The organism is Streptomyces kryoterrae, from assembly GCF_054072135.1.
The window spans coordinates 5069125-5082519 of sequence record NZ_CM133358.1 but is presented as its reverse complement, the minus strand read 5'-3'; the positions used below and the strand labels follow the sequence as shown (position 1 = coordinate 5082519).

The following is a 13395-nucleotide window of genomic DNA, read 5'->3' as shown; positions in this document are numbered from 1 at the left end:
CTCCTTGTGATTCACCGTGTACTTTCAGCAAGATTCGAGCAGTATCAGAGCGATGATTCCAGGCCAGTCCACGGCAAGTGACGGGGTAGGCGATGCGCGAGTCGGTGCAGGCAGAAGTCATGATGAGCTTTCTTGTCTCGGAGGAGCTCTCCTTCCGCATTCCGGTGGAGCTGCGCTACGAGACCTGTGATCCCTATGCCGTCCGGTTGACCTTCCATCTCCCTGGCGACGCCCCTGTGACCTGGGCTTTCGGTCGCGAACTGCTGATCGACGGCGTGGGTCGGCCCTGCGGGGACGGAGATGTACGGATCTCGCCCGCCGACTCCGATGTCCTGGGTGAGGTGCTGATCCGGCTGCAGGTCGGTGGCGACCAGGCGCTGTTCCGCTCCGGTGCGGCGCCGCTGGTGGCCTTCCTCGACCGTACGGACAAGCTCGTGCCGCTGGGGCAGGAGCGTTCCCTCGCCGACTTCGACGCCCACCTCGACGAGGCGCTGGACCGCATCCTGGCGGAGGAACAGAGCGCGGGCTGAGCGGATTCGTGCCCGAGCTGTCGACAGTGCTGTAACGCTTCTCCTCGGCGCGAGGAGAAGCGTTACAGCCGCACTTCGCGCGCAGCCGCACTTCACCGCAAGCACTGACAGAGCCGCTGCAAAGTCTCCGTCAGTGCTTGCGGCGACGGCCCTTCCCGGCGCGGGCCGGAGCCGCCTGGGTCGTCGCCCCCGCCCCGGCTGCCACAGTCCCTGTTCCCGATCCGTCCCCGGCTGCCGCCCCTGCGGCCGACGGTGCCGTGCCCGCGCGGTCGGCCGAGACCATCAGGGCCGCCAGGAGCGTGGTCACCGGCACGGACGCGACCAGGCCGATCGAGCCCACCAGGGTCCGCACGATCTCCTCCGCGACGAGTTCGCTGTTGGCGACGGCCCCCACGCTGCTCTGCGCGATCGAGAAGAGCAGCAACAGCGGCAACGCGGCGCCCGCGTAGGCGAGGACGAGAGTGTTGACGACGGACGCGATGTGGTCGCGGCCGATGCGGATGCCGGCGCGGTACAGCCCGCGCCATCCCATCGTCGGATTGGCCTCGTGGAGTTCCCAGACCGCCGATGTCTGCGTCACCGTCACATCGTCCAGGACACCGAGCGAACCGATGATGACGCCTGCGAGCAGCAGGCCGCTCATGTCGATGGACGGATACAGGCCATGGATCAGGCCCGTGTTGTCGTCCGTGTTGCCGGTCAGTGCGGCCCAGCCGATGAACAGCGAACCGAGGACGCCGATCAGCACCAGCGAGATCAGGGTGCCGAGCACCGCCACGGACGTACGGGCCGACAGGCCGTGGCACATGTAGAGCGCGATCAGCATGATGGCGCTGGCTCCGACCACCGCCACGAGCAGCGGGTTCGAGCCCTGGAGGACCGCCGGCAGGATGAAGAAGGTCAGGATCATGAAGCTGACGGCCAGTGCGACCAGTGCCATCACACCGCGCATGCGGCCGACGACCACGACGGCGAGCGCGAAGATGCCGGCCAGCAGGGCCATGGGGAACCTGCGGTTGACGTCGGCGACCGAGTACTGCAGGTCCTTCGGTGCCGAGGGCTCGTAGGCCACCACGACCTTCTCGTCCTGGTGCAACTGCCGTGACTGGTCCGGCTGGACGATCTCCGTGAACGTACGGCCCTTGTCGTCACCGGTGTCGACCCGGATCGTCGCCCTCTTGCAGTCGCCGGTCGCCTGCTGCTGAGCCGAGGAGCCTTCTGCGGTGGACGTGTCGCCGGTCGGGGTCTCCCCCGAGGCGTTGACGGACTTGCAGTCCACCGCGACGACCTTGGTGACCGTCGCCTCCTGGGTCTGCCGGTCGAAGCCGACGCCCGTGCGCTCGTGCGCCGGGGCACCCCCGGGCCACAGCACCGCGAGCCCGACCACGACCGCCACGGCGAAGGGGATCAGAATCGCACCGATGATCTTGCGCAGATGGATGGAGACAGGGGCGGCCGGGCCATGACTGTGGCTGTGGCCGTGCGAGTGACCGGAGTGGTCATCGGGTCCGTGGGCGTCGCCGGGTCCGCTCCCGCCCCCTTGCCCGGGTCCGTGCCCGCCACCCGGCCCGGGTCCGTGCCCGTCACCAGAACCGCCGCCAGGTCTGCCGCTGTGACCGTCACCTGGGCCGTTCCCGTGCCCAGGGTGGTCATGGCCGGCGCCGTGTTGCGGGCCGAACGCGTGATCGTGAACACCGCCTGCTCCGGGGCCGGGACCGCGCCAGCTCCCGGAAGAGGAGAGCGGGTCGAACTGGCCGGTCCCGGGCCCCTCGGCTCCGTAGCCCGGGCCGCGGCCACCCGGACCCGGTCGGCCGTCTTGACCTGAGCCTGAGCTTGTCCCTGCCTCCGCTCCGGGTCCGTAGCCCGGACTGCGGCCACCCCGACCCGGTCGGCCGTCTTGACCTGAGCCTGTCCCTGGCCCCGCTCCGGGGCCGTAGCCGCGATCGATCCTCCGGCCGGGCCCGTATCCTGGGCCGCTACTCGGTCCGGTCGCCCCGCCGGTGCCGCCTGTTCCCGCTCCGGCCCCGGACGCACCGCCGAGGCCGCCGGAGCCACCGCCGGTCCGGGGCCCGCGCTCTCGGCCGGTGCCGCCGCCGGTTTCGCTGCCCGGCCCGGAACCGTGTCCGGCACCGCTTCCGCGCGGAGGCTCGGAGGACGGGTATGGGGGTCCTTGCGTCGTGGTCACCGCCCGATCATCGCAAGAACGGCCGGGGCCCTCTGTTCACCTCGCCCAAATTGACGCTAGCGTGGAGGCACCTTTGCACACGCGGGAGCTCGGAGCACCGGGCTGAGAGGGCGCTGACCTCCGTCTTAGCGATGTTTCACGTGGAACATGTGGAACGAGTGATGTTTCACATGAAGCATCGGCAGACGGAATCCGCTGCGTCGACCGCTGAACCTGTTACCGGGTAATGCCGGCGTAGGGAGTAGGTCTCATGACCATCAAGGACACACGCACGCCTGCCTCCGACCAGGACGAACAGCCCGTCCAGGGCGAACAGTCCCAGGAGGCCGGGAAGTCCGTCGGCTGGCACAAGGGGTATGTCGGCGGCTCACGCCCCGACCTGCGGGTGCCGGTCCGTCAGGTGCACCTCACCAACGGGAAGTCGGTCACCCTGTACGACACGTCGGGCCCGTACACCGACCCGCAGACCGACACCGACGTCCGCAGGGGGCTCGCGCCGCTGCGTGACAACTGGATCATCGCCCGGGGTGACACCGAGGAGTACGCGGGCCGTCCCATCCGTCCGGAGGACGACGGGATCAAGCACACCTCGCCGCGCGGCGGACTCAGGAACCTCGACGCGGTGTTCCCCGGGAGGCCCCGGGAGCCGCGCCGGAGCCGGAACGGACAGGCGGTGACGCAACTCGCGTACGCCCGCCGCGGGGAGATCACGCCCGAGATGGAGTTCGTCGCCATCCGGGAACACGTGGACCCCGAGGTGGTCCGCGAGGAGATCGCCGCCGGACGTGCGGTACTGCCCGCGAACGTCAACCACCCGGAGATCGAGCCGATGATCATCGGCAAGCGGTTCCTGGTGAAGGTCAACGCCAACATCGGCAACTCCGCGGTCACTTCCTCCATCGAGGAAGAGGTCGAGAAGATGACCTGGGCGACGCGCTGGGGCGCCGACACGGTCATGGACCTGTCCACCGGCCGCAATATCCACACCACCCGTGAATGGGTCCTGCGCAATTCCCCCGTTCCCATCGGCACGGTGCCGCTCTACCAGGCGTTGGAGAAGGTGGACGGCAAGGCCGAGGAACTGACCTGGGAGATCTACAAGGACACGGTCCTCGAACAGGCCGAGCAGGGCGTGGACTACATGACGGTCCACGCGGGAGTCCGCCTCGCGTACGTGCCGCTCACCGCGAACCGTAAGACCGGCATCGTCTCGCGCGGTGGATCGATCATGGCGGCATGGTGCCTGGCGCACCACAAGGAGTCTTTTCTGTACGAGAACTTCGAAGAACTGTGCGAGATTCTCGCCGCCTATGACGTCACCTACTCCCTCGGCGACGGCCTTCGGCCGGGATCGATCGCGGACGCCAATGACCAGGCACAGTTCGCGGAGTTGCGGACGCTGGGGGAGCTCAACAAGATCGCGAAGCGTTTCCATGTACAGACGATGATCGAAGGCCCGGGACACGTCCCGATGCACAAGATCAAGGAGAACATCGACCTGCAGCAGGAGATCTGTGATGAAGCTCCGTTCTATACGCTCGGCCCGCTGACGACGGACGTCGCGCCGGCGTACGACCACATCACCTCCGGCATCGGTGCCGCGATGATCGCCTGGTGGGGCACGGCCATGCTCTGCTATGTCACACCCAAGGAGCACTTGGGTCTGCCCAACCGTGACGACGTCAAAACCGGCGTCATCACCTACAAGATCGCCGCCCACGCGGCCGACCTAGCCAAAGGGCACCCAGGTGCGCAGGACTGGGACGACGCACTCTCCGACGCCCGCTTCGAGTTCCGGTGGGAGGACCAGTTCAACCTGGCCCTCGACCCGGACACGGCGCGGGAGTTCCACGACGAGACCCTGCCGGCCGAGCCCGCCAAGACGGCTCACTTCTGCTCGATGTGCGGGCCGAAGTTCTGCTCGATGAAGATCAGCCAGAGCATTACGGAGCGGTTCGGCGGAACGGCGGCTGCGGGGGCGACGGCCGAGGAGGTCGCCGAGGGGATGCTCCAGAAGTCGAAGGAGTTCGCCGACGCGGGCAACCGGGTCTATCTGCCGATCGCGGACTGACACCGGCTCCGGATGCCGGCTCGTGCCCGAGCGGTAACGGAAGGGTCGAAGGAGACGGTGACGTGGCGATCGCCCCCGAGGACGTGCACGTACATGTGCTCGACCAGGAGGTCGCGCTCCCCGAGGACATGGCCGGCCGGCGGGACGAGATCGAGGTGGAGAACGAGCGGCTGCGGGCGGAGGGGCGGACACCTGTGGAACGGCCTCCGTCACGCGGTCGAGTCGTTCGACATCTCCCGGACGGCCCTGGCGGAGCATCCGGAAGTCCACACGCCAACCGGATCCACCGGTACGCACCGGTCGCCCCGGCCCTTGCACCACCTGGCCCTGGTCCATGCGCGCGGCAGGACGCCTGTGGAGCGTGCGGAAGCCCAGGTGGTCAGGCGGCTCCAGCAGCCGCCCGCTCCACCTGGGTCCTGGGTACCGCGTCCGGACCGGCCGGTCACTCCGGCGGGTGGTCCGGACCCCCGAAGTCCGGGCTGCTGAAGTCCGGGCTCGAGAAGCTGGGGCGGTGGCCCGCCGTCGAGCCTTCGTCGGGGCTGCTGAAGCCGGGTCGGTTGTAGCCGAGCTGGGGCATGCGGCCGGTGGTGTGTTCCGGGGCCGGTTTGCGGTTCATGGCCGCCGTACCGGGATCGGCGAGGGCATCGCGGAGGAACGGCATGATGCCGCGCTCCAGCAGGGCCTCGCGCCAGGCTTCCCTGGCCAGCGCGACCTCCCCCGTCATTTCGCCGTATGCCCCGGCCTCCTCCGCCTCCGGGCTGTTGCGCAGGGCGGTGAGGAGAAGGCCGACCGCGGCGACGAGTATCGCTGCCGCGGTCACCGCACCGAACACCCATCCGGTGGTGAGTATGGTCCGGGCGAACGCCGGCTCGGGGTCGAGCATCTTGAGGATGTAGCCCACGAGCAGAAAGATCGCCGCGGCCGTGCCCGCGAGGACGGGAGCCAGGACCGCGACGACGGCGACGGCGCCCGCCCCGGTCTCGGCGGCGACCTCGCCCATGCCGGCGAGCCCGATCGCGCCCGTGCCCGGCCCGGTGGAGCCGGATTCGTGGAAGGACGACGGGGACGGCGCCGGGTGGCGCAGTTCGTCGCGGACCTTCACGTAGTGCTGGTATTCGGCCGCCGCGGCGACCGTGATGAGCGCGGTGGCGTTGAGTGCCATGGTGCGCAGTTGTTCGGGGTTCAGACGCTGACCGACGGCGGCCAGTTCCGGGCGGTGTGGGGCGGAGCGCAGCGCCTCATCGAGGATCCGCTCGTATTCCTGGCGGTCCTCGTTCAGCAGGTGCTGCGGAACGCTGTTCATGTGCATCCCCCGATGCTCCGTAGGGCTTGGGGCTCGGCATGCTGACGAGCCGTCGGGCAGAAACGGAGGGGAGCCTGCTACGGATAAGCCGATGGTAGAGCGGCGACGGCGCGCGGTGACAGGGGGTTTGAAGAATTCGCCGTGCGACTGTCCCCCGTCCGACGCGGTTCACAGTCGGAGGACGCCTGCCCGGGAAACGCGCGGATATCCGTCAGAGGTCCAGCGGAAGTTCCTGGACCAGCAGTTTTCCGGCCATGGTCACGCCGCCGTCCATCGCGATGGCCAGCCCGTCGGCGTAGACATGCGGATGTTCGATGTTCGGACCGGAATTCTCCTCGCCGTCGTCCTCGGTGCCCACGTCGCCCACCAGATACGGGATGGGGCTGTGGCCGTGGACGATGCGGGTGCCGCCGTATGTGTCGAGGAGGGAGCGTACGGCCTCGGCACCGCCCTCGTCGCGGAAGGAGAAGCGCTTGGTGAACTTGCGGAACAGATCCCACACCTCGTCCGCGTCGTTGCGCGTGATCGTCTCGCGGACGGTGTCGTTGACCGCCTCGATCGAATCGCCGTAGTCGAGGTAGGCGGTGGTGTCCGAGTGGACGAGCAGGTGGCCGTCGACCTCCTCGATCGCGTCGAGGCGGGCCATCCACTGGAGGTGGTGGTCCTGGAGCCGGTCCATGTCGGTCTTCTGGCCGCCGTTCAGCAACCAGGCCGCCTGGAAGGTGGCCGTGCCCGCGCCCGAGTTGACGGGGGTGTCACCGAACCGCTTGGCGCCCAGCAGCAGCAGCTCGTGGTTGCCCATGAGGGCCTTGCAGTAGCCGCCGGCCGCGGCTGCCTCGGCGGACAGCCGCATGACCAGGTCGATGACGCCGATGCCGTCCGGACCGCGGTCGGTGAAGTCGCCGAGGAACCAGAGCCGGGCGGTGCCCGCGGACCAGTTGCCCGCGCTGTCGATCAGGTTTTGTTCCTGGAGAGCGTTCACCAGTTCGTCGATGTAGCCGTGGACGTCGCCGACGACGAACAGGGGGCCCGGGCCGTCGGCGGCCGGGGCCGCGGGATCGACGGCCACCTGAAGCGTGTCATCGGGTTTGATGACGGGCAGGTCCCGTTGCGTCGGCGTGTACCCGTCGGGGTATTCCTCCAGGTCGGACAGGGTCTGCGCGCCCTCGGCGGGCTCCTGGACCTCGGTTTCGGCCGCCCCGGCGGTGACGTCCCCGGGGGCCGTGCCGGCGGTGTGCGGACCGGCCTCATGGACGTAAGCGGGCACCCGGAAGTCGCGCAACGTCGCCGTCCGCGTCACCTCGGGTCCCTGACCGGCCCCCTGAGTCATCGACCCCTCCACCATCGCGCCGCATCTGCACCGCATCGGACTGCCTGGTCGCAGCGGCCCGCGGTGTCGTGGGCCCATCATAGGAATGCGGATCGCGCCATGTGATGACCCAGGGGTGGTGAATCGGCGAAGGAGCCCAGTTCACCGCGGCTTTCGCCCCGATTCGGAAGGGCTTTCCCGTCTGCTCCCGCCCCCGACCCGCCTGCTTCGTACCTTGCTTCGAACCTCGGTACACCGACGCTTCGTAGGATCATGACACCGGCGTCCGTGAACTGACCGGACGCCGGTGTCCCACGTTCCTGAACGGGGCCGGGCTCCCGCTTCCCCTGCGGGGCCGACCCCTCGTACGGCCCCGCTCTCCGGGAACCGGCCCCGCCAAGCCACTTTCCCCGCCCCTCACCACCGCCCCCGGATCACCCTTCCTCGGGCGACCGCGGAGGACTGACCGTCGTGCGCGGCGGACGGCGCTGCGAGGACGTCCGCACGATCAGTTCGGTCGGTATCACCTGCTCGACCGGCTGGTCCGAGTCGAGGTTCTCGATGGCGTCGATCAGGAGCTGGACCACCGCCGTGCCGATGCGGCGAGGCTTCAGCGAGAGGGTGGTGATCGGCGGCTCGGTGGTGGCGTACACCGTGGACTCGCTGCAGCAGACCAGCAGGAGGTCCTCCGGGACGCGCAGGCCGTAGCGGCGGGCCGCGGCCAGCAGGTCGGTGCCGTTCGGGTCGAAGAGGCCGTAGACGGCGTCCGGGCGGTCCGGGCGGGCCAGCAGCCGGTCGGCGGCCACGGCGCCCGCGCACGGGTCGTGGGCCGGGTAGGACTCGTACACCGGGTCCTGGCCGACCCGCTCGCACCAGTTCAGGTACGCCGTCGTCGAGAGACGGGTGTAGGTGTCGGTGGTCGTCCCCGTCAGCAGGCCGATGCGGCGGGCGCCGGCGGCGGCGAGGTGGTCGAGGATGCCCAGGACCGCCGCCTCGTGGTCGTTGTCGACCCACGCGGTGACCGGGAGCGAGCCGGCCGGGCGGCCGTCGGAGACGACGGGCAGCCCCTGCCGGACGAGTTCGGTGACCATCGGGTCCTGGTCGGACGGGTCGATGACGACCGTGCCGTCCAGGGCGACGTTCGACCACACGTCGTGGCGCGAGGTCGCGGGGAGGATGACCAGGGCGTAGCCCCGGGCGAGCGCGGCCGAGGTGGCGGCCCTCGCCATCTCCGCGAAGTACGCGAACTCGGTGAAGGTGAAAGGTTCATCCCCGTATGTCGTCACGGTCAGACCGATCAGCCCGGACTTGCCGGTACGGAGGGTTCGGGCCGCGGCCGACGGGCGGTAGCCCAGCCGGTCGGCGACCTCACGGACATGGCGTCGGGTGACGTCCGGGAGCCGGCCTTTCCCGTTGAGGGCGTCGGAGACGGTCGTGATCGAGACGCCGGCTGCGGCGGCCACGTCTCTGATGCCTGCCCGGCCCGGTCTGCTGGCTCGTCGGGTTGTCTCCGCGCGGCTCACCTGGTGCTTCCCTGCTGCTGTCATGGCGAGCCGATAGTAGGGCTCATGCGGTGGGGTAGTGCGGACGCATATGCAGTCGTTGACAGGCACGTTTCTGCATGGTCAAAAGATATCAACTGCCTTAGAAAAGAAGCCAGTTGAACGATATTACTGCCCTACGTGACTTGTCGGCGCGCATGGGCCTGCCAAGTGACCGATGTTTCGAAGAGGTCTCAACTCACCTCTACGAGGGATGCGCGCCACGGAGTGAGCCACCGGCGCGTGCCGAGAAGCGCAATGCGCCCCCTAATTCGTACAACTTTGTACGGTGATAGACCTGATGCCCATGTGGCAGGTGAGGTGGACGCGCGGAGCGCGCCGGAGGCTCTCGGGCACGACCGACCCGTACGCGGCGGCGCCGAATCCTCATAAGGTGTGAAGCATTGGTACCCGGTAACCGGCAGCGGGTGGCCGCGCTGAGCCGGTGGTGGTCATGAGGAGGACTGCGGTGAGCGAGACGAGCCCCAGGCTGCGCGCCGAGCTGGAGGGGATCCCCACCTACAAGCCGGGCAGGCCGGCCGCGGCCGGCGGTCCGGTGGCCTACAAGCTGTCCTCGAACGAGAACCCGTACCCGCCGCTGCCCGGTGTGCTGGAGACGGTGACAGCCGCGGCGGGGGCCTTCAACCGTTACCCGGACATGGCCTGCACGGAGCTCATGAGTGAGCTGGCAGAACGTTTCGCCGTGCCGGTCTCCCATGTCGCCACCGGCACCGGCTCGGTCGGCGTCGCACAGCAGCTGATCCAGGCCACCAGTGGGCCCGGCGACGAGGTGATCTACGCCTGGCGGTCCTTCGAGGCCTATCCGATCATCACCCAGATCAGTGGCGCCACGTCGGTCAAGGTCCCGCTGACGCCCGGGGACGTGCACGACCTGGACGCGATGGCGGACGCGATCACCGACCGGACCAGGCTGGTCTTCGTCTGCAACCCCAACAACCCGACGGGGACGGTCGTACGGCGGGCCGAGCTGGAGCGGTTCCTGGACCGGGTGCCCGGTGATGTGCTGGTGGTGCTGGACGAGGCCTACAAGGAGTTCGTGCGCGACATGGAGGTGCCGGACGGGGTCACGCTCTACCGCGACCGGCCGAACGTCTGTGTGTTGCGGACCTTCTCCAAGGCGTACGGCCTCGCCGGGCTCCGGATCGGGTTCGCGATCGCCCACGAGCCGGTCGCGGCGGCCCTGCGCAAGACGGCGGTGCCGTTCGGGGTGAGCCAGCTCGCCCAGGACGCGGCGGTGGCCTCGCTGCGGGCCGAGGACGCGCTGCTCGGCCGGGTCGGTTCGCTGGTGTCCGAGCGCACGCGGGTGGTCGACGGTCTGCGCGGCCAGGGCTGGACGGTGCCCGAGACCCAGGCGAACTTCGTGTGGCTGCGGCTGGGGGAGCGCACGGTGGACTTCGCGGCGGTGTGCGAGCGGGCCGGGGTGGTTGTCCGGCCGTTCCCGGGCGAGGGGGTTCGGGTGACGGTCGGCGAGACCGAGGCGAACGACGTCTTCCTGAAGGCGGCGGAGGTGTTCCGCAAGGAGCTCTAGTCCGAGGTCCCCGAGCTTCGGCACCCGTCCTGCTCGCGGCCTGTCCGTACCCCGCCTGACCGGCCCTTTTCCGTCAAGGGCCGGTCAGGCCTCGTTTAGGGACCCCCCACCCCTCCACGTTCGAACGGGCATGCGCCATAATTGCTTGTGAATGTGAACGCGTTCACAAGCGCATCCGGTTTGTCCCTCTTCTGGAGGACGGCAACCGGGACGGACCGCCGCAATGGCCATGGACGTAAGGAGGAGATGTGGACATCGCTTTGGCGCCCGAGACTCTGGCGCGATGGCAGTTCGGCATCACCACCGTCTACCACTTCCTGTTCGTGCCGCTGACGATCTCCCTCGCCGCGCTCACCGCCGGCCTGCAGACCGCCTGGGTGCGCACGGAGAAGGAGAAGTACCTCAAGGCCACCAAGTTCTGGGGCAAGCTCTTCCTGATCAACATCGCGATGGGCGTCGTCACCGGCATCGTGCAGGAGTTCCAGTTCGGCATGAACTGGTCCGACTACTCGCGCTTCGTCGGCGATGTCTTCGGTGCCCCGCTCGCCTTCGAGGCGCTGATCGCCTTCTTCTTCGAGTCCACCTTCATCGGGCTGTGGATCTTCGGCTGGGACAAGCTCCCGAAGAGGATCCACCTGGCCTGCATCTGGATGGTCTCGATCGGCACCATCCTGTCGGCGTACTTCATCCTCGCGGCCAACTCCTGGATGCAGCACCCCGTCGGCTACCGGATCAACGAGCGGAAGGGCCGCGCCGAGCTCACCGACTTCTGGCTGGTCCTCACCCAGAACACCGCGCTGACCCAGGTCTTCCACACCCTCACCGCGGCCTTCCTCACGGGCGGCGCCTTCATGGTCGGCATCGCCGCCTTCCATCTGACGCGCAAGAAGCACATCGACGTGATGAAGACCTCGCTGCGGCTCGGCCTGGTCACCGTCGTCATCGGCGGTCTGCTCACCGCGGTCAGCGGTGACCTTCTCGGCAAGGTCATGTTCAAGCAGCAGCCGATGAAGATGGCCGCCGCCGAGGCCCTCTGGGACGGCGAGGCGCCCGCGCCCTTCTCCGTCTTCGCCTACGGCGACGTCGAGGCCGGCCACAACAAGGTCGCCATCGAGATCCCGGGCCTGCTGTCCTTCCTCGCCAACGACGACTTCAGCTCGTACGTCCCCGGCATCAACGACGTCAACAAGGCCGAGCAGGAGAAGTTCGGGCCCGGCGACTACCGGCCCAACATCCCGGTCGCCTACTGGGGCTTCCGCTGGATGATCGGCTTCGGCATGACGTCTTTCGCGATCGGGCTGGCCGGACTCTGGCTGACCCGCAAGAAGTTCATGCTGCCGCGGCATCTGCGGGTCGGCGACGACGAGGTGCCGCATCTGTCGCTGCTCCCCGGGAAGGCGCTCGGCCCGACGCTCACCAAGTGGTACTGGCGCATCGCGATCCTCACCCTGGGCTTCCCGCTGATCGCCAGCTCCTGGGGCTGGATCTTCACCGAGATGGGCCGTCAGCCGTGGGTCGTGTACGGCATCTTCCAGACCCGGGACGCGGTCTCCCCCGGGGTCTCGCAGGGCGAGATCCTCACCTCGATGATCGTCTTCACCTCGCTCTACGCGCTCCTCGCCGTCATCGAGGTCAAGCTCCTCGTGAAGTACGTCAAGGCCGGGCCGCCCGAACTGACCGAGGCCGACCTCAACCCGCCCACGAAGATCGGCGGCGACCCACAGGACGCCGACAAGCCGATGGCCTTCTCCTACTAGGCCCAGGGAGCTGGAATCGCCATGCAACTTCACGACGTCTGGTTCGTCCTCATCGCCGTCCTGTGGACCGGCTACTTCTTCCTGGAGGGCTTCGACTTCGGGGTCGGTGTCCTCACCAAGCTGCTCGCCCGCGACCGTGCGGAGAAGCGGGTCCTCATCAACACCATCGGGCCCGTCTGGGACGGCAACGAGGTGTGGCTGCTCTCGGCGGGCGGCGCGACCTTCGCCGCCTTCCCCGAGTGGTACGCCACCCTCTTCTCCGGCTTCTATCTGCCGCTGCTGCTCATCCTGGTCTGCCTGATCGTGCGGGGCGTCGCCTTCGAGTACCGGGTGAAGCGGCCCGAGGAGAACTGGCAGCGCAACTGGGAGACCGCGATCTTCTGGACCTCGCTCCTCCCGGCGTTCCTCTGGGGCGTGGCCTTCGCCAACATCGTGCGCGGGGTGAAGATCGACGCGGACTTCGAGTACGTCGGGAATCTCGCCGATCTGCTCAACCCGTACGCCCTGCTCGGCGGCCTGGTCACCCTGTCGCTGTTCACCTTCCACGGCACGGTGTTCGTCGGTCTCAAGACCGTCGGAGACATCCGGGAACGGGCGCGGAAACTGGCTGTCCGCGTCGGGCTGGTGACAGCCGTCGTCGCGCTCGTGTTCCTGAGCTGGACCCAGGCCGACAAGGGCGACAGTGGCTCCTTGGTCGCGGCGATCGTGGCCGTGGTCGCGCTCGTCGCCGCACTGGGGGCGGCGCGGAAGGGACGCGAGGGCTGGGCGTTCGCGTTCTCCGGGGTCACCATCGTGGCCGCCGTCGCGATGCTCTTCCTGACGCTCTTCCCGAACGTCATGCCGTCCTCGCTCAACGCGGACTGGAGCCTCACGGTCACCAACGCCTCGTCGAGCCCGTACACGCTGAAGATCATGACGTGGTGTGCGGGGATCGCCACCCCCATGGTCCTGCTCTACCAGGGCTGGACGTACTGGGTGTTCCGCAAGCGGATCGGCACGCAGCACCTCGCCGAGAGCGCGCACTGAGTCGTCCTCGTCTGTGTTGTCTCTGTCTGCGTCATCTCTGTTGCGTCATCTCAGTCCGGGGGAGGTGGTTCCGCGATGTTTCACGTGAAACATCGCGGAACCACCTCCCTGGACCGAAGGGCAT

The 13395-nt window shown here is 68.4% G+C and carries 9 protein-coding genes; 5 read left to right on the top strand and 4 right to left on the bottom strand.

The window, feature by feature from the left end:
* The first annotated feature begins 92 nt into the window (after positions 1-92).
* Entirely contained in the window at positions 93-530 is a 438-nt protein-coding gene (locus ACW4TU_RS22105; RefSeq protein ID WP_055529170.1) for an SsgA family sporulation/cell division regulator, read from the top strand.
* 130 nt (positions 531-660) lie between these two features.
* On the opposite strand, the gene ACW4TU_RS22100 is transcribed toward ACW4TU_RS22105, so the two are convergent.
* Positions 661-2478, bottom strand: coding sequence for a YibE/F family protein (locus ACW4TU_RS22100; protein ID WP_457430236.1), 1818 nt, complete (start codon positions 2476-2478; stop codon positions 661-663).
* Between the two features lie 487 nt (positions 2479-2965).
* Here ACW4TU_RS22100 and thiC point away from each other — a divergent pair, with 487 nt between their 5' ends.
* Positions 2966-4786, top strand: coding sequence for a phosphomethylpyrimidine synthase ThiC (gene thiC, locus ACW4TU_RS22095; RefSeq protein ID WP_457416056.1), 1821 nt, complete (start codon positions 2966-2968; stop codon positions 4784-4786).
* 442 nt (positions 4787-5228) lie between these two features.
* Here the strand turns inward: thiC and ACW4TU_RS22090 are convergent, their stop codons facing one another.
* The 3 genes from ACW4TU_RS22090 to ACW4TU_RS22080 form a co-directional block, all read right to left on the bottom strand.
* Complete coding sequence (locus ACW4TU_RS22090; protein ID WP_457416054.1) at positions 5229-6095, bottom strand: hypothetical protein; 867 nt, start codon at positions 6093-6095, stop codon at positions 5229-5231.
* A 205-nt stretch (positions 6096-6300) separates the two neighbouring features.
* Positions 6301-7419: a metallophosphoesterase gene (locus tag ACW4TU_RS22085; protein ID WP_457416052.1), complete on the bottom strand. Its 1119-nt coding sequence runs from the start codon at positions 7417-7419 to the stop codon at positions 6301-6303.
* 413 nt (positions 7420-7832) lie between these two features.
* Positions 7833-8945 (bottom strand): LacI family DNA-binding transcriptional regulator, encoded by a 1113-nt coding sequence (locus ACW4TU_RS22080; protein WP_457416050.1) that lies wholly within the window; start codon positions 8943-8945, stop codon positions 7833-7835.
* 463 nt (positions 8946-9408) lie between these two features.
* Between ACW4TU_RS22080 and hisC the strand changes: the two genes are divergently transcribed.
* The 3 genes from hisC (at position 9409) to cydB (ending at position 13271) form a co-directional block, all read left to right on the top strand.
* Complete coding sequence (hisC, locus tag ACW4TU_RS22075) at positions 9409-10488, top strand: histidinol-phosphate transaminase (protein ID WP_457416048.1); 1080 nt, start codon at positions 9409-9411, stop codon at positions 10486-10488.
* Between the two features lie 248 nt (positions 10489-10736).
* Entirely contained in the window at positions 10737-12245 is a 1509-nt protein-coding gene (locus ACW4TU_RS22070; RefSeq protein WP_457416046.1) for a cytochrome ubiquinol oxidase subunit I, read from the top strand.
* 21 nt (positions 12246-12266) lie between these two features.
* The gene (gene cydB / locus ACW4TU_RS22065; RefSeq protein WP_457416044.1) at positions 12267-13271 is read left to right on the top strand and encodes a cytochrome d ubiquinol oxidase subunit II; all 1005 of its coding nucleotides are present in this window, start codon (positions 12267-12269) and stop codon (positions 13269-13271) included.
* Positions 13272-13395 lie beyond the last annotated feature (124 nt).

Excerpts from the sequence above, each read along its gene's own strand:
- ACW4TU_RS22105 (WP_055529170.1), top strand. The coding sequence starts at position 93 with ATGCGCGAGTCGGTGCAGGCAGAAGTCATGATGAGCTTTCTTGTCTCG.
- cydB (WP_457416044.1), top strand. The coding sequence starts at position 12,267 with ATGCAACTTCACGACGTCTGGTTCGTCCTCATCGCCGTCCTGTGGACC.
- thiC (WP_457416056.1), top strand. The coding sequence starts at position 2,966 with ATGACCATCAAGGACACACGCACGCCTGCCTCCGACCAGGACGAACAG.
- ACW4TU_RS22085 (WP_457416052.1), bottom strand. The coding sequence starts at position 7,419 with ATGACTCAGGGGGCCGGTCAGGGACCCGAGGTGACGCGGACGGCGACG.
- ACW4TU_RS22090 (WP_457416054.1), bottom strand. The coding sequence starts at position 6,095 with ATGCACATGAACAGCGTTCCGCAGCACCTGCTGAACGAGGACCGCCAG.
- ACW4TU_RS22080 (WP_457416050.1), bottom strand. The coding sequence starts at position 8,945 with ATGACAGCAGCAGGGAAGCACCAGGTGAGCCGCGCGGAGACAACCCGA.